At 71.3% G+C, this 23,378-nt stretch carries 22 protein-coding genes; 13 read left to right on the forward strand and 9 right to left on the reverse strand.

All coding sequences use genetic code 11. The features are described 5' to 3' along the window. The first annotated feature begins 159 nt into the window (after nt 1-159). From RBJ65_RS02035 to RBJ65_RS02050, 4 genes are all read left to right on the forward strand, one after another. Nucleotides 160-1,080, forward strand: a complete 921-nt coding sequence (locus RBJ65_RS02035) for a CHRD domain-containing protein (protein WP_306321093.1) — start codon at nt 160-162, stop codon at nt 1,078-1,080. A 249-nt stretch (nt 1,081-1,329) separates the two neighbouring features. Then, a complete protein-coding gene (locus RBJ65_RS02040) occupies nt 1,330-2,574 on the forward strand; it encodes a DUF2092 domain-containing protein (protein ID WP_306321092.1) in 1,245 nt (414 codons plus the stop codon). Nucleotides 2,575-2,640: 66 nt separating this feature from the next. Beyond that, nucleotides 2,641-3,585: an ABC transporter ATP-binding protein gene (locus RBJ65_RS02045; RefSeq protein ID WP_306321091.1), complete on the forward strand. Its 945-nt coding sequence runs from the start codon at nt 2,641-2,643 to the stop codon at nt 3,583-3,585. Further along, complete coding sequence (locus tag RBJ65_RS02050; RefSeq protein WP_306321090.1) at nt 3,572-4,438, forward strand: ABC transporter permease; 867 nt, start codon at nt 3,572-3,574, stop codon at nt 4,436-4,438. Before RBJ65_RS02045 ends, RBJ65_RS02050 begins: the two co-directional genes overlap by 14 nt. Here the strand turns inward: RBJ65_RS02050 and RBJ65_RS02055 are convergent. The 3 genes from RBJ65_RS02055 to rarD all read right to left on the reverse strand — a co-directional run bounded on the left by RBJ65_RS02055 (nt 4,428) and on the right by rarD (nt 7,745). Further along, nucleotides 4,428-6,005: a hypothetical protein gene (locus RBJ65_RS02055; RefSeq protein WP_306321089.1), complete on the reverse strand. Its 1,578-nt coding sequence runs from the start codon at nt 6,003-6,005 to the stop codon at nt 4,428-4,430. The genes RBJ65_RS02050 and RBJ65_RS02055 overlap by 11 nt on opposite strands. A gap of 250 nt (nt 6,006-6,255) precedes the next feature. Further along, nucleotides 6,256-6,705 (reverse strand): VOC family protein, encoded by a 450-nt coding sequence (locus tag RBJ65_RS02060; RefSeq protein WP_306321088.1) that lies wholly within the window; start codon nt 6,703-6,705, stop codon nt 6,256-6,258. Then, nucleotides 6,702-7,745, reverse strand: a complete 1,044-nt coding sequence (gene rarD, locus RBJ65_RS02065; protein WP_306321087.1) for an EamA family transporter RarD — start codon at nt 7,743-7,745, stop codon at nt 6,702-6,704. Before rarD ends, RBJ65_RS02060 begins: the two co-directional genes overlap by 4 nt. A gap of 303 nt (nt 7,746-8,048) precedes the next feature. Here rarD and RBJ65_RS02070 point away from each other — a divergent pair, with 303 nt between their 5' ends. Then, nucleotides 8,049-8,543 (forward strand): DUF6082 family protein, encoded by a 495-nt coding sequence (locus RBJ65_RS02070; RefSeq protein ID WP_306321086.1) that lies wholly within the window; start codon nt 8,049-8,051, stop codon nt 8,541-8,543. A 56-nt stretch (nt 8,544-8,599) separates the two neighbouring features. On the opposite strand, the gene RBJ65_RS02075 is transcribed toward RBJ65_RS02070, so the two are convergent. From RBJ65_RS02075 to RBJ65_RS02100, 6 genes are all read right to left on the reverse strand, one after another. Continuing rightward, nucleotides 8,600-8,824 carry a hypothetical protein gene (locus RBJ65_RS02075; RefSeq protein WP_306321085.1) on the reverse strand — a complete coding sequence of 75 codons (225 nt, stop codon included), beginning with the start codon at nt 8,822-8,824 and terminating at the stop codon, nt 8,600-8,602. 226 nt (nt 8,825-9,050) lie between these two features. Continuing rightward, nucleotides 9,051-10,052, reverse strand: a complete 1,002-nt coding sequence (locus tag RBJ65_RS02080) for a 2-oxoacid:ferredoxin oxidoreductase subunit beta (protein ID WP_306321227.1) — start codon at nt 10,050-10,052, stop codon at nt 9,051-9,053. A gap of 106 nt (nt 10,053-10,158) precedes the next feature. Continuing rightward, nucleotides 10,159-12,108 carry a 2-oxoacid:acceptor oxidoreductase subunit alpha gene (locus tag RBJ65_RS02085; RefSeq protein WP_306321084.1) on the reverse strand — a complete coding sequence of 650 codons (1,950 nt, stop codon included), beginning with the start codon at nt 12,106-12,108 and terminating at the stop codon, nt 10,159-10,161. Between the two features lie 313 nt (nt 12,109-12,421). Continuing rightward, nucleotides 12,422-13,081, reverse strand: coding sequence for a response regulator transcription factor (locus RBJ65_RS02090; RefSeq protein WP_306321226.1), 660 nt, complete (start codon nt 13,079-13,081; stop codon nt 12,422-12,424). Between the two features lie 384 nt (nt 13,082-13,465). Next, nucleotides 13,466-14,887 (reverse strand): sensor histidine kinase, encoded by a 1,422-nt coding sequence (locus RBJ65_RS02095; protein ID WP_306321083.1) that lies wholly within the window; start codon nt 14,885-14,887, stop codon nt 13,466-13,468. Between the two features lie 164 nt (nt 14,888-15,051). Continuing rightward, on the reverse strand, nt 15,052-16,245 hold the full coding sequence (locus tag RBJ65_RS02100) for a sensor histidine kinase (RefSeq protein WP_306321082.1): 1,194 nt from the start codon (nt 16,243-16,245) through the stop codon (nt 15,052-15,054). A 205-nt stretch (nt 16,246-16,450) separates the two neighbouring features. Between RBJ65_RS02100 and RBJ65_RS02105 the strand changes: the two genes are divergently transcribed. Genes RBJ65_RS02105 through RBJ65_RS02140 form a run of 8 tightly spaced genes read left to right on the forward strand, consistent with a single transcriptional unit; the run spans nt 16,451 to nt 23,373 of the window. Then, a complete protein-coding gene (locus RBJ65_RS02105; RefSeq protein ID WP_306321081.1) occupies nt 16,451-16,849 on the forward strand; it encodes an NADH-quinone oxidoreductase subunit A in 399 nt (132 codons plus the stop codon). A gap of 5 nt (nt 16,850-16,854) precedes the next feature. Next, nucleotides 16,855-17,487 (forward strand): NADH-quinone oxidoreductase subunit B, encoded by a 633-nt coding sequence (locus RBJ65_RS02110; RefSeq protein WP_306321080.1) that lies wholly within the window; start codon nt 16,855-16,857, stop codon nt 17,485-17,487. Next, nucleotides 17,484-18,629, forward strand: a complete 1,146-nt coding sequence (locus RBJ65_RS02115) for an NADH-quinone oxidoreductase subunit C (protein WP_306332106.1) — start codon at nt 17,484-17,486, stop codon at nt 18,627-18,629. Before RBJ65_RS02110 ends, RBJ65_RS02115 begins: the two co-directional genes overlap by 4 nt. Then, entirely contained in the window at nt 18,626-19,594 is a 969-nt protein-coding gene (locus tag RBJ65_RS02120) for a complex I subunit 1 family protein (protein WP_306320916.1), read from the forward strand. Before RBJ65_RS02115 ends, RBJ65_RS02120 begins: the two co-directional genes overlap by 4 nt. Then, nucleotides 19,594-20,316 (forward strand): NADH-quinone oxidoreductase subunit I, encoded by a 723-nt coding sequence (locus RBJ65_RS02125; protein ID WP_306320917.1) that lies wholly within the window; start codon nt 19,594-19,596, stop codon nt 20,314-20,316. Before RBJ65_RS02120 ends, RBJ65_RS02125 begins: the two co-directional genes overlap by 1 nt. After that, the gene (locus RBJ65_RS02130) at nt 20,313-20,927 is read left to right on the forward strand and encodes an NADH-quinone oxidoreductase subunit J (protein ID WP_306320918.1); all 615 of its coding nucleotides are present in this window, start codon (nt 20,313-20,315) and stop codon (nt 20,925-20,927) included. The genes RBJ65_RS02125 and RBJ65_RS02130 overlap by 4 nt, the downstream gene beginning before the upstream one ends. Beyond that, nucleotides 20,927-21,331, forward strand: a complete 405-nt coding sequence (gene nuoK / locus RBJ65_RS02135) for an NADH-quinone oxidoreductase subunit NuoK (RefSeq protein ID WP_306320919.1) — start codon at nt 20,927-20,929, stop codon at nt 21,329-21,331. The genes RBJ65_RS02130 and nuoK overlap by 1 nt, the downstream gene beginning before the upstream one ends. Beyond that, a complete protein-coding gene (locus tag RBJ65_RS02140; protein ID WP_306320920.1) occupies nt 21,328-23,373 on the forward strand; it encodes an NADH-quinone oxidoreductase subunit L in 2,046 nt (681 codons plus the stop codon). Before nuoK ends, RBJ65_RS02140 begins: the two co-directional genes overlap by 4 nt. The last annotated feature ends 5 nt before the right edge of the window (nt 23,374-23,378 follow it).

The raw sequence follows: 23,378 nt of genomic DNA on the forward strand, positions 1-23,378 counted from the left end.
CCTCAATCGCCGGCGGGGCTTGATTGTGGTCGTTCGTCGACGGGGGTTGAGTTGTGACTTGCGTCACTCTTCCGGATTGAGTCCGGGCTTGGACCCCGTCCGTACTCACCCCCGGAGGTCGGCGCAGGGGGCGTCGGCCGTACAGGGGGAGAACTGAACATGGGCACACGCATGCTCGCCGCCGCCGTCGCCATCGGTGCCGCCGCCGTCACCGGGCTCGCCGCGCCGCAGGCCCTCGCCTCGGACGCGGGGTCCGCCGACACCGGGACCGTCCTCGCCACCAGCCTCAACGGTGCCAACGAGGTGCCGGTGCCCGGCGGCCCCGCCGTCGGCGACAAGGACGGTTCCGCCCTGGAGTTCGTCCAGGTCAAGGGTGATCAGGTGTCCGTCGCCGTGAAGTGGCGGGGCATCGGCAGGCCGACCGCGCTGCACATCCACGAGGGCGCCAAGGGTGCGAACGGCGACGTACGGGTCGACTTCACCAAGGTGCTCGGCGATGCCAAGCACCACCGCGCCACCGGCTCCGTGACCGTCAAGGACGCCGCGCTCCTGGGGCGGCTTACCGACGACCCCGGTGCGTTCTACGCCAATCTGCACACCGGCGAGTTCCCCGGCGGCGCCGTCCGCGGCCAGCTCCACCAGGTCACCCAGCGGACCGACTTCGGCCGCGCCCTCCACAACTTCCAGGCGTCCGTGGTGCGCGGCCGGCAGATCTACGAGTGCAAGACCGACCCCGCCACCGGCAAGGCGGCCTTCGCGCAGCGCGACGTGCGCGCCGTACTCGCCGGGCACATCCGGCACTCCTTCACCGCGCCGGGCTCCGGTGTGCCGCAATGGGTCGCGCCCGACCGCAGCGCCGTGACCGGGGCGGTCGTCTCCCGCACCCCGAACGGCGCCGACAACATCGCCGAACTGGACCTCAAGGCCACCCAGTCCGGCAAGCCGCGCGGACTGCTCGCGCACACCACCGAGATCCTGCGCCTCAACACCGTGGGCGGCGTGGCCCCTTCGGGCAGCTGTGACCTCGGGAAGGTCGTCGGCGTGCCCTACAAGGCGGACTACGTGTTCGTGAACGGCTGAGCCGGTTCGGTCGGGCGGCTCGGGCGGCGTCACCCCCTACGGGTCGGGGGCGACGCCGCCGTCGTGTGTCATCCCGTAGGCGTACGCCGAGTTGATCCCGGGGTCTGACGCTTCCTCGTGGCCGGTTTGGTCAGATTGGGTACACCACTCCAGACCAATCCGGGTGAGAATGGCGGCTCGGGGTGGACGCAAACTGGACGAGTGCACAGGACGGTAAGCCGCCGCCGATCACGGAGGTAGGGCAAGGACATGGCACCGTACGCATCCGAAGACAGCGAGAGCGGGACCGAGGGCGGCAGGCGCCGCAAGGCCGTGCGCTACGCGGTCCCCGTGGCCGTGGTGGGGGTGGCCGCGGCGACGATCGGGCTCGTTCCGGCGCTCGCCTCCTCCGGCGACCCGGACCTTCCCGACATCACGGCGCGTCAGCTCATCGAGAAGATCGCCAAGTCGGACACCCAGCAGCTCTCCGGCACCATGAAGATCCAGACGGACCTGGGCCTGCCCTCGCTCGGCGGCGCCGCGGGCGGCGGTCTCATGGGGGGCGGCGACGGCGAGCGCGGCGGGGACGGCGGCGAGGGCGGCTCGTCGGCCGACCCGCAGTCGAAGCTCGCCGAACTCGCCTCCGGCTCGCACACGCTGCGCGTCGCGGCGGACGGCGCGGACCGCCAGAAGCTGTCGGTCCTCGACGACGCGTCCGAGTACAGCGTGATCCACAACGGCGACGACCTGTGGGCCTACGACAGCAAGTCGGACGAGGCGTACCACGCGAAGCACGCCGAGGGCTCGGGGGACCGCAAGGAGAAGGCGCCCAAGGGCGTTCCCGCCACGCCGAAGGAGCTCACGGACGAGATCCTCAAGGCCGGCGGCGACAGCACGTCGTTCACGGTCGACGGCACCTCGCAGGTCGCGGGCCGGGACGCGTACCGGCTGCAGATCAAGCCGAAGCAGTCCGGTTCGACGGTCGGCGCGGTCACCGTGTCCGTGGACGCGAAGACCGGTACGCCGCTGAAGTTCTCGCTGACCCCGGCGGGCGGCGGCGCGGCCGTCGTCGACGCGGGCTTCACCAAGGTCGACTTCGCGAAGCCGGCCGCCTCCACCTTCGACTTCAAGCCGTCGAAGGGTACGAAGGTCACCGAGGCGGACGACAGCATGCGCCATGAGCGTGCCGCCGAGCCGGACGCGTTCAAGGGCGATGCGTTCAAGGGCGGCGGGCTCGACGACCTGAACGTCATCGGCAAGGGCTGGACGTCCATCGCCGAGCTGAAGATGCCGAAGGAGGCCGGCGGCCTGGCCTCCGGCGCCGCGGGCTCGGCCGACATGCCGCCCGAGGCCCAGAAGTTCCTCAGCTCCCTGGGCGACCGGGTCAAGGGCGAGTTCGGCTCCGGCACCGTCTACTCGACCCGCCTCGTGAACGTACTGATCACCGAGGACGGGAAGGCGTACGCGGGCGCTGTCACCAAGGACGCGCTCGTGAAGGCGGCGAACGCGGGCTGAGTCAGCGGTGGTCGACGGTGAGGGGGCGGTGCGCACCGCCCCCTCACCCGTACGCCTAGGAGGGGCATGGAGGAACAACCCGTCATCGAGACGCGGGAGCTCAGCAAGCGGTACCGGGGCGGGCAACTGGCCGTCGACGGGCTCAGTCTGAGCGTCCCGCGCGGCGCCGTCTTCGGCTTCCTCGGCCCGAACGGCTCAGGCAAGACCACCACCATCCGCATGCTGATGGGCCTGATCGACCCGACGTCGGGGTCCGCCCGCGTACTCGGCCACCCCGTGCCGCGCGCCGTGCGGACCGTGCTTCCGCAGGTGGGCGCGCTGATCGAGGGACCCGCCCTGTACGGCTTCCTCAGCGGCCGGGACAACCTGCTGCGCTACGACGCCGCCGACCCGACCGCCGACCCGCGCACCCGCAAGGAGCGGGTCGGGCAGGCGCTCGACCGGGTGGGCCTGACGGCCGCCGCGGGCAAGAAGGCGAAGGCGTACTCGCTCGGCATGAAGCAGCGGCTCGGCCTCGCCGCCGCCCTGCTCACCCCGCGCCGGCTGCTCGTCCTCGACGAGCCGACGAACGGCCTCGACCCGCAGGGCATGCGCGAAATCCGCGGCCTCGTACGGGAGTTGGCCTCCGACGGCACCACGATCTTCCTCTCCTCGCACCTCCTCGACGAGATCGAGCAGGTCTGCACGCACGCCGCGGTGATGGCGAAGGGCCGCCTGCTCACCCAGGGCCCGGTCGCCGAACTAGCGGCGGGGGTACGCGGCAAGCTCGCGGTCACCACCCCGGACCCGGCCGACGCCGCCCGCGTCCTCAAGGAACACGGCCTGACCGTCCTCGACACCACGGACGAGCTGGTCACGGCCGAACCACCGCCTCCCGAAACGGACTTGGCGGATCTGAACACGGCACTGGTCACCGCGGGCGTACGCGTCCGGGGCTTCGGCGTCGAGCGGGCCTCCCTTGAGGACGCGTTCGTCGCGCTGACGGGGGAGGGATTTGATGTCGCAGGTTGAGGCACAAGTGCGACATCCGCTGTGGACCCTCGGCCTGCTGCGCAGCGAGCTGACCGTGACGCTGCGCCGCTGGCGCACGCTCGCGCTGCTCGCGGTGCTGGCCGGGGTGCCGATCCTGATCGGTGTGGCCGTGAAGATCGAGACCAGCGGGGACCCGACGGCCGGGGGAGGCGGGGGCGGCGGCCCCGCGTTCATCGCGCAGATCACCAACAACGGCCTGTTCCTGGTGTTCACGGCGCTCGCCGCGACGCTCCCCTTCTTCCTGCCCATGTCGGTCGGCGTCGTCGCGGGCGACGCCATCGCGGGCGAGGCGAACTCCGGAACGCTGCGCTACCTCCTCGTGGCCCCCGCGGGCCGCACCCGCCTGCTGCTCACCAAGTACGCGACCGTGCTCGCCTTCTGCCTGGTGGCGACGCTGGTGGTCGCGGTCTCCGCGCTCGCGACCGGGGCGCTGCTGTTCCCGCTCGGCGACGTCGTCACCATCTCCGGTACGCGGATCGGTTTCGGCGAGGGCCTGTGGCGGGCGCTGTTGATCGCGCTGGTGGTCGCCGCGTCGCTGATCGGCGTCGCCGCCATCGGCCTGTTCGTCTCGACGCTGACCGGCAGCGGCATCGCGGCGATGGCGACGACGGTGGGGCTGCTCATCACCGTCCAGATCCTCGACCAGATCCCGCAGCTGCACGCGATCCAGCCGTATCTGTTCTCGCACCAGTGGCTGTCCTTCGCCGACTTGATGCGGGAGCCGGTGTACTGGGACGACGTGGCCCGGAACCTTCAACTGCAGGTGCTGTACGCGGCCGTGTTCGGCTCGGCCGCGTGGGCGCGGTTCACGGCGAAGGACATCACCGCGTGAGCACCTCCTCGGCCGGTGCCGCGTCCCGCGCCACGTGGTCGCCGCGGCGGGGCCGGGCGAGGAGGAAGCCGACGGGGGCGCCGATCAGGACCGAGGAATGGAACGGCCAGAAGTTCCAGTCCAGGTCCGGGAAGAGCGCGTACGGGCTGCCCGAGACCGAGGGGGAGAAGAAGGTGACGAGCAGGACCGCGGCCACGCTCCCGTAGACGCAGCGCCGCATGGCCGCCGCGGTCATCGGGCGTTCCTTGCGCAGCCCGTGGACGACGAGCGGGAGGACCGTCGACGTCGTCATCGTGTACGACAGGATCAGCCAGAACTGCGGGCTGACGTCGGGGGTGAGGGCGGCGAGCACGATGCTCACGCCGCCGATGGTGACCATGGTGAGCCGGGCCCGGCCCGCGCGGACGCTCCGCGTGCCGTCGGCCTTGTGGTCCTGGGGCTCGGCCGCGGGGCCCGCGCGGAGGTCGCGGACGACGGAGGCGGCGGCGGAGAGCAGCAGGACGGAGGCGGCGGCGAGGACCATCAGGAACGTGGCGCAGAGCACGAACAGCAGCCACTTGCCGAGCCCGTCCTCCCCTCCGTCGAGGGCGATGGCGAGGCGGGCGATGATGTTGCCGCCGAACTGGCCCTGTGAGACGAGCTTCTCCTCGGGCACGAGGGCCGCAGCGCCGAAGCCGATGAGCGCGGCCAGCGCGCACATGGGGGCGATGACGGCGAAGCCCACGCCCGCGACGCGGCGCGCGTCGGCCTGCTTCGGGGCGTCCGTGAAGCGCGCGATGAGGTACGGCATGAAGGCCGCGCCGGTCAGCACGCAGGAGCAGAACGCCGCCAGGTCGATGAACCCGACGGGGCCGTCGCCGAAGAGCTGGCCGAGCGACAGGTAGTCGGCCGAACCGGACCGCAGCCGGTCGGCGGAGTCGAAGAGCGAGCCGAAGTCCCCGTCGAACTTGATCAGGACCAGCAGGCCGAGGAGCGGGGCGATGACGACCAGGCCGCCCATCTTGGCCATCTGCAGCAGGGACGCGCCGCGCGTGGCACCGATTGCCGCGCAGGAGACGACCAGGCCGCCGATCAGCACGATGAGCAGCTGCCGGGTGCCCAGGTCGTCGATGCCGACCATCTGCGCGGTGTCGCCGAGGGGTTGGAACTGGGCGGTCAGCAGCGGCACCGTCGAGGCCAGCAGGGCGACGCCGGCGGCGCGGCGGCCGGGCCCCGGCGGCAGATGGCGGGCGACGGTCTCGCCGAACGACCGCCCGCCCACGCCCGCGAGGCGCTTCGCCAGCCACTGCCGCATCAGCAGCGGGGACAGTGCCGCGGCCCCCGCGACGACCAGACCGTCGCCGCCGGCCACGGCGACGACCCCGACGAGGTACATCACGGCGGCGGCGTTCGCGATGTCACCGGCGTAGGCGAAGCCGGTCCTGCCGCTGCCGAGCCGGTTCTTCTCGTCGACGCGGAAGAACTCGTCGTTGACGCGGAGATCGGGGCTCGCCCACATCGACAGGAACAGGCAGGCACCGATGAAGAGCAGGAACAGGAGCAGGGAGATCAGGAGCCCGTCCATCACGCACCACTCCCACGAGCCGTGCACGGTCTGGTGCGGGAACCCAGGAGGCGTCCGTAAGGCATGGCTCCTCCAGGAGCAGCGCGGGTGGCAAGGTGCGGGCGGGACGCGACTTCGGCATCGACCGCCCGGCGGTCGCACACACGTTACCGACGGTTAGGGGGAGTGCCATACGACGAACGGAGTGGATTTAGCAAAGAGTTGGTGCCCACGGCCCACCAGGTCCTGCCGGAGCCCGTCGGGCCGCACCGGCTCAGTGGAGGCAGAACTCGTTCCCCTCGGGGTCGCCCATCAGCAGCCACTCGCCGCCCTGCCCCTTGACCTCGTCGAGCACCCGCGCGCCGAGCCCGGTGAGCCGCTCGGCCTCGGCCGCCCGCTGACCGGACCCGGCGTGTACGTCGATGTGCAGCCGGTTCTTGCCGCTCTTGGCCTCCGGCACCCGCTGGAACAGGATCCGGCGGCCGAGCCCGGTGCCGGTGTCGGCGTCCACCTGGTCGTCGGGGTGGCGCACGGCGACCAGGTCACGGAAGGCCCGCCGCCCCCAGCGCTCCACGGTGTCCGCCTCGCTCAGCGCGCCGAAGCCGAGGAGCCGTTCGATGAGCGCGGCGTTGTCCTCGATCTCGTAGCCGAGCGTGGCCGCCCAGAACTCGGCCTGAGTGTGCGGATCGGCGGCGTCGACGACGAGCTTCCAGTGCAGAGTCATGCACCAGTTATAGGCCGAACTTCTTCTGCGGGGGCGGAAGTTGACACCTGACGCGCCGCCTCGGCCGCCTCGGCCGCCTTGGTCCGTACGTCGGCGGCCGCCTCGGCCAGCCGGGCCCGGTTGGCCCGCGCGGTGCGCAGCGCGTCCCACGTCAGCATGGCCAGCGCCAGCCACACCAGCGCGAACCCGGCCCACCGCTCCGCCGGCATCGCCTCGTGGAAGTACCAGATCCCCAGCAGGAACTGGAAGACCGGCGCCAGGTACTGCAGCAGCCCCAGCGTCGACAGCGGCACCCGGATCGCCGCCGCCCCGAAGCACACCAGCGGAATCGCCGTGATCAGCCCCGCCGACGCGAGCAGCACGGCATGCCCGGCGCCCTCCGCCCCGAAAGTCGACCGCCCCTGCGAGCCGAGCCACAGCAGATAGCCGAGCGCGGGCAGGAACTGCACGGCGCTCTCGGCGGCGAGCGACTCCAGGCCGCTCATGTTCACCTTCTTCTTCACGAGCCCGTACGTGCCGAACGAGAACGCGAGCACCAGCGAGATCCACGGCGGCTGCCCGTACCCGATCGCGAGCACGAGCACGGCGGCGAACCCGGTCCCGACGGCCGCCCACTGCGCGGGCCGCAGTCGCTCCTTCAGGAGCAGCACGCCGAGGGCGATCGAGACGAGCGGGTTGATGAAGTAGCCGAGCGAGGCCTCGACGACGTGGCCGGAGTTCACGGACCAGATGTAGACGCCCCAGTTGACCGTGATGACGGCCGCGGCGACGGTGACGAGCCCCAGCCGCTTCGGCTGCCGGATCAGCTCCTTCGCCCAGCCCCACTTCCGTACGAAGAGCAGCGCGACGCCCACGACGACCAGCGACCACACCATGCGGTGGGCCAGGATCTCCCCGGAGCCCGCGGGCTTCAGCAGCGGCCAGAACAGCGGGACGAGGCCCCACATCCCGTACGCCGCGAACCCGTTGAGCAGCCCAATGCGCCCTTCGCGCGCGCCGTGGCCCCGCTGCCCCGGCTCCGCGCCCGCCCCGTCCTGCATGAACCCTCCTCGTGACACCCGGCAGCCCCGCGGCGGCCTCCACGAAGGTAGCGCCGCCGGACCCCGCACGTCATGCCCGTATCGCCATACGGTCCTGACCAGCCCTCTCCCGTACGAAGCGCCCGCTGGTGCGCCCGCCCGTACAGTCACCAACTCGCCCGCTTTGTCAGGACAGTTGGACAATTGGTGCGGCGTGCGTACGCATGTGCCCCGCACCCTCCGGGCAGACACCCGATGAGGGGCGCAGGTCTACGCCAGACGTGCCACCAACCTGCCACCGCGCCCACCGGGGGTCACTTTGACATGGCCACACTGAAACAGGCACTGGGAGGGATCGGCGTCCGACTGAGGTCCGGAGCGCTGGGCCGAGGCCGCCGCAAGGAGGAGCTGCTGGCCCAGCTCGTCGAGGAGGTGCGCCGCTCCAACGTGCTGCGCCAGCACACCCTCTTCATCGAGCAGTTGGACCGCGCGATCAACGATCCCGACTACGCGGCGACGCTGAGCACACTGCCGGGCCTCTCCGTCCAGGAGCGCCGCAGAATGCTCATCGCCAACCGGGAGTACGCGGTCAACCTGCTGGCGTGCCGCGTGGGCGCGTACACGTGGGACGAGCTCATCGGGCATCTGCGGGTGCTGTGCCGCAACGAGGTCTTCCAGCTGTACTGGGGGCGCACGGTGGAACACCGGCGAAGCGTCGCACCCCACTCCCTCGACGCCCGGGCGCGGGACGCCGTCGACCTGATCATCGAGGAGCTGGCGGCGGACCCGGACGAGTGGTGGGTCGTGGGCCCGGACTAGGGCGCGGGGCGCGGGGGCGCGGGGTGCGGGGGGTGTGAGGTGCGGGGCTCTGCTGCTCAGGCGTCGGGAATGTCGCGCTTGGCGCGGATCAGGGTCTGCCGGGTGATCACGACGGCCTGCTCCCGGTCCCCGCGGGCCGCGCCGCCGGGAAGGTCGTCCGCCAGGGTGCCGATGACCGCGAACCTGCCGTCGCTCAGCTCGAAGATGTCGGGGCAGGTCTCCCCGGTCGAGCAGTCACCGCGTAGACGCGGGGCGTCCCCAATACGACGGACGATCTTCACTTGGGGCGCTCCTCGGCGGTGAACGGGGTCAGGGGGTGTTCATTGCCGCGCGGAGCAGCCGAGCACCTTGTTGCCCGGACAACGGAGTGCGTAGCGCCCAGGTATCGCGTGCTCGCTGCCATCAAACCCGGATGGGCGAACCCGCGTACACGCCCTCACCGACAAAGGGCCGGGTCTACGCTTCGCGCGGCCCGGCCCTCTCCGACGTACGACGTAGTCGGCCTCGTCAGCCCACGACCGTCCACGTGTCGCCGCCGGCGAGGAGCGCCCCGAGGTCGCCCTTGCCGTCCCGCTCGATCGCGGCGTCGAGCTGATCGCTCATCTGCGTGTCGTAGACGGGCCGTTGGACATCGCGCAGGACGCCGATGGGGGTGTGGTGCAGGGTGTCCGGGTCGGCGAGCCGGGAGAGCGCGAAGGCCGTGGTCGGGGACGTCGTGTGGGCGTCGTGGACCAGGATGTCGGACTTGTTGTCCTCGGTGACCGGCACGACCTGGAGGTCGCCGGTGGCCGGGTCGCGCACGACGCCCTTCGAGCCCTCGGGCCCGAAGGTGATCGGCTGCCCGTGTTCGAGCCGGATCACCGCCTCCTCGGCCTGCTGCTTGTCCTTCAGGACCTCGAACGCCCCGTCGTTGAAGATGTTGCAGTTTTGATAGATCTCGACGAGCGCCGTGCCCTGATGGTCGGCGGCCGCCCGCAGCACGCTGGTGAGGTGCTTTCGGTCCGAGTCGACCGTCCGCGCCACGAAGGACGCCTCCGCGCCGATTGCCAGGGACACCGGGTTGAAGGGCGCGTCGAGCGAGCCCATCGGCGTCGACTTGGTGATCTTCCCGACTTCGGAGGTGGGGGAGTACTGGCCCTTGGTGAGTCCGTAGATCCGGTTGTTGAAGAGCAGGATCTTCAGGTTCACATTGCGGCGCAGGGCGTGGATGAGGTGGTTGCCGCCGATGGACAGCGCGTCGCCGTCACCGGTCACGACCCACACGCTCAAGTCCCGCCGGGAGGAGGCGAGTCCGGTCGCGATGGCCGGGGCACGGCCGTGGATGGAGTGCATCCCGTACGTGTTCATGTAGTACGGGAAGCGGGACGAGCAGCCGATTCCGGAGACCCAGACGATGTTCTCCTTCGCCAGGCCGAGCTCGGGCATGAAGCCCTGCACGGCGGCGAGGATCGCGTAGTCGCCGCAGCCCGGGCACCAGCGCACTTCCTGATCGGACTTGAAGTCCTTCATGGACTGCTTGGCCTCGGCCTTGGGGACGAGTGACAGAAGCGTCTCCGCGCCGTCCTCGGCCCCTTCCGGGGCCTCCGCGGCCTGCCGGGACTCCCTGGTCTGCGTGTCAGCCATCGATGGCCTCCTTGAGAGCGGTGGCGAGCTGTTCGGCCTTGAACGGCATGCCGTTGACCTGGTTGTAGCTGTGCGCGTCCACCAGGTACTTCGCCCGTACGAGCGTGGCGAGCTGACCGAGGTTCATCTCGGGGATCACCACCTTGTCGTAACGCTTGAGAACCGTGTCCAGATTCCTCGGGAACGGGTTGAGATGGCGCAGATGCGCCTGCGCGATCCGGTCGCCCGCGGCGCGGATGCGGCGGACGGCGGCGGTGATCGGGCCGTACGTCGATCCCCAGCCCAGGACGAGGGCGGTGGCCTCGCCGCTGGGGTCGTCGACCTCGATGTCCGGCACGTCGATGCCGTCGATCTTCGCCTGCCGGGTGCGCACCATGAAGTCGTGATTGGCCGGGTCGTACGAGATGTTGCCCGTGCCGTCCTGCTTCTCGATGCCGCCGATACGGTGCTCGAGGCCCGGCGTACCGGGGATCGCCCAGGGGCGCGCGAGGGTCTGCGGGTCGCGCTTGTACGGCCAGAAGACCTCGGTGCCGTCCTCGGCGGTGTGGTTGGTCCCGGAGGCGAACTGGACGCGCAGGTCCGGCAGTTCGTCGACCTCGGGGATGCGCCACGGCTCCGAGCCGTTGGCCAGGTAGCCGTCCGAGAGCAGCATCACCGGGGTGCGGTAGGTGACCGCGATCCGGGCTGCCTCCAGCGCGGCGTCGAAGCAGTCGGCGGGGGTGCGGGGCGCGACGACGGGCACCGGCGCCTCGCCGTTCCTGCCGTACATCGCCTGCAGCAGGTCGGCCTGCTCGGTCTTGGTCGGCAGGCCCGTGGAGGGGCCGCCGCGCTGGATGTCGATGACGAGCAGCGGCAGTTCGAGGCTGACGGCGAGGCCGATGGTCTCGGACTTGAGCGCGACACCGGGGCCACTCGTCGTCGTCACGCCGAGCGAGCCGCCGAAGGCCGCGCCGAGCGCCGCCCCGATACCGGCGATCTCGTCCTCGGCCTGGAAGGTGCGCACGCCGAAGTTCTTGTGCTTGCTGAGCTCGTGCAGGATGTCGCTCGCGGGGGTGATCGGGTACGAGCCCAGGTACAGCGGCAGATCCGCCTGCTTCGATGCGGCGATCAGGCCGTACGACAGGGCGAGGTTCCCGGAGATGTTGCGGTAGGTGCCGGTCGGGAAGGCGTCCGCGCCCGCCGGGGCGACCTCGTACGAGACCGCGAAGTCCTCGGTCGTCTCGCCGAAGTTCCAACCCGCGTGGAACGCCGCCAGGTTCGCCTTCATGATCTCGGGCTTCTTGGCGAACTTGGCCTTGAGGAACTTCTCCGTGCCGTCGGTCGGCCGGTGATACATCCAGCTGAGCAGCCCGAGCGCGAACATGTTCTTCGACCGCCCCGCGTCCTTGCGCGAGAGCTCGAACTCCTTCAGCGCCTCGACGGTGAGCGTGGTCAGCGGCACCGGGTGCACGTTGTACCCGTCGAGCGAACCGTCCTCGAGCGGACTGGCGTCGTAACCGACCTTCTGCATCGCCCGCTTGGTGAACTCGTCCGTGTTGACGATGACTTCGGCGCCGCGCGGCACATCGGCGATGTTCGCCTTGAGCGCGGCCGGGTTCATCGCCACCAGTACGTTCGGCGCGTCGCCCGGGGTCAGGATGTCGTGGTCGGCGAAGTGCAGTTGGAAGGACGAGACGCCCGGCAGGGTCCCTGCGGGGGCGCGGATCTCGGCCGGGAAGTTCGGCAGTGTGGAGAGGTCGTTGCCGAACGACGCGGTCTCCGAAGTGAAGCGGTCCCCGGTGAGTTGCATGCCGTCACCGGAGTCACCCGCGAACCGGATGATCACCCGGTCCACGCGTCGTACGTCCTTGCTCGATTCCCGGGCCGAAGTGCGCTGCCCGCCGACGACAGCGCTGTCGGTCCCGTCGGCCTGCTCGGTGGTGCTACTGACCTGGCTGGTCACTGAACTGAACCTCCCTCGAGGCGGCTGTACGGGCACGGCCGACCCACCGGCCCTCCCATGGCCCACCCTACGTCTGTAAGGGTCGCCTTCCTCGGGCGATTCGCATGGTGGACCGGGAAATGAGACGGCATGTCGCCCCGCTTTGCCATGATCTGTCAGCCCCCCCGGAGCGGCCCTCGAAGCTTTCTGGAAGACGCGCTGGTTCGTCCGATGGTTCTGGGATGGATGCCTTGTTCTCGGTCGTCCTGTCCGGCTGGTCCGCCCTGCCGGTCCGTCCGTCCGCCCTCGCGATATCTGACAGGGTGTCAGGTAATTACGAGTTCAGGTAGGTCAGGACCGCCAGTACGCGCCGGTGATCCCCGTCACTCTGCGACAGCCCCAGCTTCAGGAAGATGTTGCTGACGTGCTTCTCGACCGCGCCGTCGCTCACCACGAGCTGCCGCGCGATCGCCGAGTTCGTACGCCCCTCGGCCATCAGCCCGAGCACCTCGCGCTCGCGCGGCGTGAGGTTCGCCAGCACGTCCTGCTTGCGGCTGCGCCCGAGCAGCTGCGCGACCACCTCCGGATCGAGCGCCGTGCCGCCCTCGGCGACCCGCACCACCGCGTCCACGAACTCCCGCACCTCGGCGACCCGGTCCTTGAGCAGATAGCCGACCCCGCGGCTCGACCCGGCGAGCAGCTCCGTGGCGTACTGCTCCTCCACGTACTGCGACAGCACCAGCACCCCGAGGTCGGGGAACCTCGCCCGCAGCCGCACCGCCGCGCGCACGCCCTCGTCCGTGTGCGTGGGGGGCATCCGCACATCCGCGACGACCACGTCCGGCAGCTGCTCCTGCGCCCCGAGCTCCGTGATCGTCTTGACCAGGGCCTCCCCGTCGCCCACACCGGCGACGACCTCGTGCCCGCGGTCCGTGAGCAACCGGGTCAGGCCCTCCCTGAGCAGCACTGAATCCTCGGCGATGACGACCCGCACCTTTTCCTCCACGTTCTTCGGCCCCCCAGTGCAGGAACGTCCCGACACGGTGCGCGCCGAGATCGATCGATCCTGCACCCCCAGCATTCCAGGATCGGGGGGTGAACGCGGGGGAGCGGCCAAAGTACGGGCGGGCGGGGCCGGGCTTCCTGCCTCTCCCCGGAGGGGTTCGGCCGTCGTGCCCTACGTCGCGGGGCGCTGCCCCGGACCCCGCTGGCTCCCGTACAAGAGGCGGGGCTTGATTGGCCGGTCCCCGCGGAGGGCTCGATTTGCCCGCCCCCGCCTTGGGCAATCTGCCGCCTTGGGCAATCTGCCGCCTTGGGCGGCAGGGTGGGCAAGGCGGCCCCGGTGCCGCGCGACGGGAACCGGGGCCTCAGCCGCGTGTCACGCCCGCCGCCACGGCAGCTCCGCCGTTATTCGGGTCGGGCCGCCCGCCGGGGACTCGACCAGCAGTATTCCGTCGACCGCGTCGAGCCTCGCGGCGAGCCCCGCCAACCCCGATCCGCCGGAGGCCACCGCGCCGCCGCCCCCGTTGTCGTACACCTGCGCCAGCAACCGGTCCCGCGCCCGCCACACATCGACCTCCGCCCGGGTGGCCCCGCTGTGCTCGCTCACGTTCCGCAGGAGTTCGGACACGGTGAAGTAGGCGATCCCCTCGATGGCCGGCGCGGGACGGTCCGTCAGGTCGACCTCGACCTTCACCGGCACCGTGCAGCGCGAGGCCACGGAGGACAGGGCCGCGTCGAGGCCGCGGTCGGTGAGCACCGCGGGGTGGATGCCGCGCGCCAGGTCCCGCAGTTCCTGCAGCGCCGTCTTCACCTCACCGTGTGCCTCGCCCACGAGGCGCGCCGCCGTCTCCGGGTCCTCGTTCAGCTTCTCCTTGGCGACACCGAGGTCCATCGCCAGGCCGACAAGGCGGGCCTGGGCGCCGTCGTGCAGATCCCGTTCTATGCGCCGCAGGTCGGCCGCCGCCGTGTCGGCCACGGCGCCCCGGTCCGACTCCAGCTCGACCACGCGGGACGCGAGCCGCGACGGGCCGAGCAGCCCGACCACCATCAGCCGGTCCACCGTCGTCAGCGCCCGGATCACCCACGGCGTCGCCAGCGTGAAGAGCAGCCCGATCGCCGCGGTCACCGTGATCTCGAAGGGGTTGTCGAGGTACACGGCGTGGGAGGCGTCCCCGTACAGCTGGATGCCGTCCTGCCCGACGTACGCCGGGAACACCCAGCGCCACAGCGGATACGTGAGCATCGTCCAGCCCGTCGCCCAGAAGCTCAGCCCCACGGCGAACCCGAACACCGCCCACGGCAGGTGCAGCACCCCGTACAGCAGATGCCGCCACGAGACGCCGCTCTTGAGCATCGCCCCTATCCACGCCATCGGCCCGCCGGAGCGCGGCCGCAACGGCTCCGGCGTGCCGACCTCCACGCCGAGCAGCCCGCGCGCCCGCACCCGCTCCAGGGCGCCGAGCCCACGCGCCCCCGCCAGCGCCGCGGCCAGCACCGGAACCCCGATGAACGTGATCAGCAGGCCCACGCCGAGCGAGGTCATCGTGACGGCCCACACGAACCCGATGATGCTGAGCGGCAGGCTGAGCAGCAGATACCCGAACTCCCGCCACGTCCGCCCCTCGATCGGCGCCCGCAGCCCGGCCGGCAGCCGGTTCAGGCCGCGCCGCGGGCGGTCCTCGGGCGAGGGCGAGGGCGAGGGCGAGGGCGAGGGAGAGAGCGAGGGCGGGGACGAGTACGCGTACGGGGACGAGTACGCGTCGCCCTGCTCGCGATATCCGTACTGGTGCGTGGCCATCGGTGTCCGTCCGTTCTGGTGAGAGCTGCTCGGGACTGCTCAGCTCGGGACTGCTCAGGGAGTCGTTGTTCTGCTTCAAGCCTCCTCGCGGGGCCGGTCCCCGGCCATGCGGTGGGTCGGCGTCTTCGACCGGGGGTTTTCCCCAGCTCCGAACCTCCGAGGCACTACCCCCGACGTATCGGCTCGGTCCGGTCGCGCCACGGCAGCTCCGCCGTGATCGTGGTCGGGCCGCCTTCCGGCGAGTCCACGACGAACAGGCCGTCGACCGCGTCGAGCCGCTCCGCGAGGCCCGACATACCGGTCCCCTTGTCCAGGCTCGCGCCGCCCTGCCCGTCGTCCCACACCTGTATGAGCAGCCGGTCCCGCGAGCGCCACACATCGACCGACGCCGAGCGCGCGCCGCTGTGCTTGCTCACGTTCTGGAGCAGTTCGGAGACCGTGAAGTAGGCGATGCCCTCGATCGCTTCGGCGGGCCGTCCCGGCAGCTCGGCCGTCACCTTCACCGGCACCGTGCAGCGCGAGGCCACGGAGGACAGCGCCGCGTCGAGGCCGCGGTCGGTGAGCACCGCGGGGTGGATGCCGCGCGCCAGGTCCCGCAGTTCCTGGAGCGCGAGCTTCACCTCGCCGTGCGCCTCGTCGACCATCGCCGCCACCGCGTCGTCGGCCCGGCCCTCCAGGAGCTTCTCCTTCGCGAGGCCGAGGCCCATCGCCAGGTTCACGAGCCGGGCCTGCGCCCCGTCGTGCAGATCGCGCTCGATGCGCCGCAGGTCGGCGGCGGCAGTGTCGACGACCTGGCCCCGGTCCGACTCCAGCTCCGCGATCCGCCGCTCCAACTCGTCGGAGGGGGAGAGCAGCGCGCGCACCATCGCCCGGTCCGCGTTGCCGAGCCCGCGTGCGATGAACGGCAACACCGGCCACAGCACGAAGAGTCCGACCAGCGTGAGGGTGAACGTCAGCACGGCCCACGGCAACCGGATCACTTCGTACAGCACCGTGCGCCAGCCCACCGGATCCTTGAGCCCGGTCCACAGCCAGCCGAAGAAGCCGCCCGAGCGCCGCACCGGCAGCGGGCTCGGCTCCTCGATGCGCACCCCGAGCAGCGCCCGCGCCCGCCCGCGCTCCGCCTTGCCGAGCAGCCGCGCGCCCCTGAGTCCGGCCGTGATCAGCGGGAGGCCGATCACCGTGACCGTGAGGCCCGCTCCGAGGGCCAGCATCGTGACGGCGTACACGAACCCGAAGATGGACAGCGGGAAGCTGCTCAGGAGATAGGCGATCTCCTTCCACGTGGCGCTGTCGTACCCGAGTCGGGGCGGCGGCAGCGCCGGGTGGTCTTCGGATGTGTCGAGTGGCTCGGTCATAGCGGCAAGAGTGCCCTGGTGCGAGGCGGGGCGCCATGAGGACGACCGCCAAGTTGAGCGGGGGTTAACCCCACCACGTAACCCCACCACCGAGCGATCTCGTACGAGAGGGTGCGACCGGGCTGCTTACCGTCCCTTTAACAGGGCCTAGACTCCCGTGCGTACAGATCGTCGAACACAACGAAGACGCGAGGGGCGCAGGTACGTGACGGGATCGGACCGGACCGTCATCGCGGCGGACTACTTCCAGTCGTACTCGGTGGTCGGACTGCTCGCCGTCGTCGGCGTGCTCTTCGTCGCCGTGGCCTTCGGAGCGGGGAAGTTGCTCCGCCCAGTGGTTCCCACCAGGGAAAAGTTCCTCACCTATGAATGCGGCGTCGACCCCGTCGGCGAGGGCTGGGCGCACACCCAGGTCCGCTATTACGTGTACGCCTTCCTCTACGTGATCTTCGCGGTCGACTCGATCTTCCTCTTCCCCTGGGCCACGGTCTTCGCCGCGCCGGGATACGGCGCGACGACCCTCGTCGAGATGTTCATCTTCCTCGGCTTCCTCGCCGTAGGCCTGCTGTACGCATACAAGAAGGGCGTCCTTACGTGGACGTGAGTGACGTGAGCGACGTGAGCGACGTGACACCCTCCGAGCCGGTGCTCCTGCCGGAGCCGAAGAAGCTGGGCGTGCTCTCGCGGCTCGCCCCCGAGCCGATGAAGGTGGTCCTCAACTGGGGCCGCCGCTACAGCTTGTGGGTCTTCAACTTCGGCCTCGCCTGCTGCGCCATCGAGTTCATCGCGGCCTCCATGGCGCGCCACGACTTCATCAGGCTCGGCGTGATCCCGTTCGCGCCGGGCCCCCGCCAGGCCGACCTGATGGTCGTGTCCGGCACGGTGACCGACAAGATGGCGCCCGCCGTGAAGCGTCTGTACGAGCAGATGCCGGAGCCGAAGTACGTCATCTCGTTCGGCGCCTGCTCCAACTGCGGCGGCCCGTACTGGGATTCGTACTCCGTGACCAAGGGCGTCGACCAGATCATCCCCGTCGACGTGTACGTGCCCGGCTGCCCGCCCCGTCCGGAGGCGCTGCTCCAGGGCATCCTCAAGCTCCAGGAGAAGATCGCCCGCGAGTCGCTCGGCGAGCGGTACGCGTCCGCCGACGAGGCGGCCGGGCGCCCCTCCGCGGCGGCGCTGAGCAGCGGACTCGTACAGCCGCCCGCGCCCTCCGGAAACCCGTCAGGGGGTGACCGATGAGCTGGCTGCCGGCTCCCGTGGAGGAGCTGTTCGGCGCCGAGGCCACGGTCGAGGAGGCGTACGACCTGCTGACGGTCGACGTCCCGGCCGCCGAGTGGATCGCGGCTCTGAAGACGGCTCGTACGACGCTGGAGTGCACGTACTTCGACTGGCTGAGCGCGGTCGACGAACCGGAGTCCGGCTTCCGCGTGTGCGCGCACGTCGCCGCCGTGGCCCCCGGGTCCGTACGTCGCCTGCTGCTGCGTACGACCGTCCCGCACACGGCACCCGTGCTCGCCTCGGCGGTCGAGGTGTACGCGGGCGCGGCCTGGCACGAGCGCGAGACGCACGAGATGTTCGGCGTCGACTTCACCGACCACCCGGGCCTCGACCCGCTCCTCCTGCCCGACGGCTTCGAAGGGCACCCGCTGCGCAAGGACTTCGTGCTCGCGGCGCGCGTCGCGAAGGCGTGGCCGGGCGCGAAGGAGCCGGGGGAGTCCGAGCACGGCGGACCCAAGCGGCGCCAGATGCTGCCGCCCGGCGTCCCCGACCCGAACGAATGGGGGCCGCTGAAGGGGCAGTTGCCACCCGCCCCGGCGCGGCCCGCGCGGGGTGCGCGAGCGGCGGGCGCCGGTGCGGCCGGGCGCGCGGCGGGCGCGGCGGGCTCAGCGGGTGCCGGGGGGCGCGCGGCGGGGGAGCGCCCTGCGCGGCGTACGCGGTCCGCGAGCGAGGGCTCGGCGAGCCAGGCGCCTGCGGTGCCTGAGGTGTCTGCGGTGCCTGAGGCGTCTGCGGCCCCGGCTGCCGAGGGCGAGCCGACGTCGGCCCCGCAGGCTCCGGCCTCGCAGGCTCCGGCCCCGCAGGACCCGGCCCCGCGCGCTCCCGAGCCCGCACCGGAGGCCCCCGCACGTCCGGCGCGGCGCTCCCGCAGCGCGTCCCAGGGCTCCGCCTCGCAACGCGCGACGCCCCCCGCCGAGCCGCAGGCCCCGACCCCGGAGCCCGAGCCCGCGCCGAAACCCCGCTCCAGTGACGCCCCTTGGCACCACGCCAAGCCAGCCTTCGACGACGAGTCGAAGAAGCCCGAGCCCACGCCCACCCCGGACGAGAACTCGACGGACACCACGGACACCACGGACTCCACGGACACCAACGGAGGCAACGAGTGAACGACGCCCTCGACGTCGCCCTGCGCCTCGTCGTCGTCTTCGTCGCCTTCCTGGTGCTGCCCCTGATCGTCGGCCAGACCGAACACAAGGTCATGGCCCACATGCAGGGCCGCCTCGGCCCCATGTACGCGGGCGGTTTCCACGGCTGGGCCCAACTGGTCGCCGACGGCGTCAAGTTCGCGCAGAAGGAGGACGTGGTCCCGGCCGATGCCGACCGCCGCGTCTTCCAACTCGCCCCCGCGATCGCCCTCCTCCCGTACCTCCTCGTGCTGCTCGCCATCCCGGTCGGACCCGGCGACGGCCCGGTCGGCGCCGTCATCGACGCGGGCATCTTCTTCGTCCTCGCGGTGATGGGCGTCGGCGTGCTCGGCTCGCTGATGGCGGGCTGGGCCAGCGCCAACAAGTTCTCCCTCCTGGGCGGCCTGCGCACGGCCGCCCAACTCCTGGCGTACGAACTCCCGATGCTGCTCGCGGCCGCCTCCGTGGCCATGGCCGCGGGAACGGTCTCCCTGCCCGGCATCCTCGACGCCTTCGAGTGGTGGTGGCTGCCCTGGCAGATCGTCGGCGCGCTCGTCTTCTTCGTGGCGGGCCTCGCCGAACTTCAGCGTCCTCCCTTCGACATGCCGGTCGCCGACTCCGAGATCATCTTCGGCGCGTACACGGAGTACACCGGTCTGCGGTTCGCTCTCTTCCTCCTCGCCGAGTACGCGGGCATCGTCGTGCTCTGCGGACTGACCACGGTGCTGTTCCTGGGCGGCTGGCACGGCCCGTGGGGCGCGGACGGCCTGGGCTGGGTGTGGACCCTGCTCAAGACGGCCGTGCTCGCCTTCGTCGTGATCTGGCTCCGCGTCACATACCCGCGCCTTCGCGAGGACCAGCTCCAGAAGCTCGCCTGGACCACCCTCGTCCCCCTCGCCCTCGCGCAGATCGCGCTCACCGGAATCGTGAAGGTGGCGATTGCCTGATGCCCGCGAAGATCCCCGGATCCGGCCTGGCCAAGGGCCTTGCCGTGACCCTGCGCACGATGACGCGCAAGACCGTCACGGAGCAGTACCCCGACGCCCAGCCCGAACTCCCGCCCCGTACCCGCGGCGTGATCGGTCTGTTCGAGGAGAACTGCACGGTCTGCATGCTGTGCGCCCGCGAGTGCCCCGACTGGTGCATCTACATCGACTCCCACAAGGAGACGGTGCCGCCCGCCGCGCCCGGCGGCCGCGAGCGCAGCCGTAACGTCCTCGACCGTTTCGCCATCGACTTCTCCCTCTGCATGTACTGCGGTATCTGCATTGAGGTGTGCCCCTTCGACGCGCTGTTCTGGTCCCCGGAGTTCGAGTACGCCGAGACCGACATCCGCGAACTCACCCACGAGCGCGACAAGCTCCGCGAGTGGATGTGGACCGTCCCGTCCCCGCCGGCCCTCGACCCCGCGGCCGAGGACCCCAAGGAACTCGCGGCGGCCCGCAAGACCGCGGACAAGCTGGCGGCAGCGCAGGAGGCCGCGGCTCAGGAGGCCGCAGCGCAGGAGGCAGCGGCCCAGGAAGCCGCAGCGCAGGAGACAGCGCCCCAGGAGGCCGCGGCTCACGAGGCCGCGCCCCAAGAGGCCGCCGCCCCGGAGACGTCGGCCCAAGAGCCCCCGAAGGCCGCCCCGACCGAGCCCACCGATCCCGGAGAGGAGCCCACCGCATGAGCCTCTCCGCACCGGCGGTCACCGCCACGGCAACCGTCGCCACGGCCGCCGACAGCCATGGGTTCCTCTCGCCGACCGGCGTCGAGATCGCCTTCGCCCTCGTGGGCCTGGTGACCTTCGCCGCGGCGATCGTCACCGTCACCACGAAGCAACTGGTGCACGCCGCCCTGTGGCTGGTCGTCGCCCTCGGCGGCCTCGCCGTCGAGTACCTCCTGCTCACCGCCGAGTTCATCGCCTGGGTGCAGGTCCTCATCTACGTCGGTTCCGTCGTGGTCCTCCTCCTGTTCGGCCTGATGCTGACCCGTGCGCCCATCGGCCGCTCCCCGGACGCGGACGGCCCGAACCGCTGGGCCGCCCTGACCGTGGCCCTCGCCTCCGCGGCGGCCCTGGTCTGGGTCGTCGTCGACGCGTTCCGCACGACCTGGATCGATCTCGACGGCGCGGCCCAGGGCAGCACGGGCGTGACCGGCTCGATCCTCTTCAAGCACTGGGTCCTGCCGTTCGAGGCGCTCTCGGTGCTCCTCCTCGCCGCCCTGGTCGGCGCGATCGTCCTGTCCCGCAAGAAGAACGCCGACGCCACCCCGGCAGCCGAAGGTGAGGGAACCCGCTGATGCACCTCGCCTACCCCGCCGTCCTCTCCTCCCTCCTCTTCTGCACGGGCCTGTACGGCGTACTGGCCCGCCGCAACGCGATCCTGGTCCTGATGTCGGTCGAGCTGATGCTCAACGCCGTCAATCTGAACCTCGTCGCCTTCGACGTCTGGCTGCGCGACACCCTCCACGCGGGCCAGGCCCTGACCCTGTTCACCATCGCCATCGCCGCCGCCGAGATCGGCATCGGCCTGGCGATCGTCCTGGCCGTCTACCGGGGCCGCGGCACGTCGGACATCGACAAGCTCCGCGACTCCGCCGAGCCCCGCGACCCGGACGACGACCCGCACGACCCGTCCGACGCCGACGCGGCAGCCGACGCCCCGGCGCCGACGGCGGACAAGAAGGCCGAGGCCACCGCGTGACCACCACGACCCTCGCCGTACTCGTCCCCCTCCTGCCGTTCCTCGGCGCCGTCGCAGGACTGCTCCTCGGCCGCACGGCCCCCGCCTTCGTCCGCCCGCTCGCCGTCCTGCCGACGCTGGCCGCGCTGGCCCTCGCCGTCGCGGTCGCGCTCGACCAGGGCGGCGGCACGGGCAACGGCACCGTCGCCCTCGACGCGCACACCCAGCTCGCCCCGACCGGCTCGGTGCCGATCGAACTCGCCCTGCACATCGACGGCTTCGCCGTCCTCGTCGCCGTCCTCGTCGGCCTGGTCGCGACCTGCGTGCAGATCTACTCGACGGGCTATCTGCGCGACGACCCGCGCTACCCCTCGTACGCCGCGCTCGTCTCGCTCTTCACCTCCGCGATGCTCCTGGTCGTCTACTCGGGCGACCTGATGGTTCTGCTGGTCGGCTGGGAAGTCATGGGCATCTGCTCGTACTTCCTCGTCGGCCACTACTGGGAGACCCCCGAGGCGCGGGCCGCCTCCCTCAAGGCGTTCCTGGTCACGAAGCTCGGTGACGTCCCCTTCCTCATCGGCCTGTTCGCGCTCGCCGTGGACGCGGGCTCGTTCCGCATCACGACGATCCTGGGCAAGGTCACGAGCGAGGGCGGCCTCGACCACCCGACCCTGATCGCCCTCCTGCTCCTCGCCGGTGTGGCGGGCAAGTCGGCCCAATTCCCGCTGCACACCTGGCTGCCCGACGCGATGGCGGGCCCCACACCCGTCTCCGCGCTGATCCACGCCGCGACGATGGTCGCCGCCGGCGTCTACTTCGTCGCCCGCCTCCTCCCGGTCTTCGCCGCCTCACAGGCAGCGCTGATCGTGCTCGCGGTCATGGCCGCGGTGACCATGCTCGGCTCGGCCCTCGCCGCGCTCGCGCAGGACGACATCAAGCGGGTCCTCGCCTACTCGACCATCGGCCAACTCGGCTACATGACCGGCGCCCTGTCCGTCGGCAACCGCGACGCCGCCGTCTTCCACCTCCTCTCGCACGGCGCCTTCAAGGCGCTGCTGTTCCTCGCGGCGGGCGTGATCATCCACGCCGCCGGCACCAACTCGCTGGCCGCGATGTCCCGCATGAAGGACCTGCGCGACCGCGTGCCCGACGCCTTCTGGACGATGACCGTGGCGCTGCTCGCGCTCGCCGCGATCCCGCCCTTCAGCGGCTTCTTCTCCAAGGAGGCCGTCCTCGGCGCCGCCGAGCACGCCGCCACCGGCCATGAGCCCGGCGGCGCGGGCGTCGAGGCCGTGTCCTCCGTCCCGTCGGCGGCCGGCTGGGTCGTCCTCGTCGCGGGCCTGGTCACGGCGCTGCTCACCGCCGCGTACGCGACCCGTCTCTGGCTCCTCGCCTTCAACGGCCGCGGCGCCGAAGCCCCCGACCACGGCAAGCAGCCGGTCACGATGAACGTCGTCCTGTGGGTCCTGGCGATCCCCTCCCTCGGTTTCGGACTGCTCGCGGGCGTGCTGCCCGACTGGTTCGACGGCCACTCGCTCACCCCGACGCTGACCACCTCCGTCCTCGGCACCGGCTTCGCGCTCGTCGGCGGCCTGGTCACCTACGCGGCCTGGCGCCACAGCACCGCGATGGCGGCCCGCCGCACCCCGATCGGCGCCGTCGCGGTCGACACCGAGTCCGGGGACGCGGGCCTGGTCGAGGCCGAGGCCATCGCGACGCACACCCCCGCGTACGGCGACATCGCGAGCGCCCCGGACCCGGCCGACCCCGGCCGCCTGCTGCTCGGCCCGCTGCACCGCCACGCGGCCGTCGGCTTCCACCTCGACGCCGTGTACGCGGCGCTGTTCGTCCGCCCGGTGCGGGCGGGCGCCACGCTGGTCGCTTTCCTCGACCGCACCGTCGTCGACACCTACGTACGAGCGGCCGCCGAAGCACCGAAGGCGCTGGGCTGGGCCGTGCGCAGGGCCCAGACCGGAAACGTGCAGACCTACCTCAGCGCACTGCTCGCAGGCACCGTCGTCCTGGTGGTAGCCGTCGTCCTCGTCGCCACCGCCGGAGCGTGAGCAGC

Origin of the sequence: Streptomyces sp. KL109B (genome assembly GCF_030766935.1) — a bacterium.
Lineage (GTDB): Bacteria > Actinomycetota > Actinomycetes > Streptomycetales > Streptomycetaceae > Streptomyces.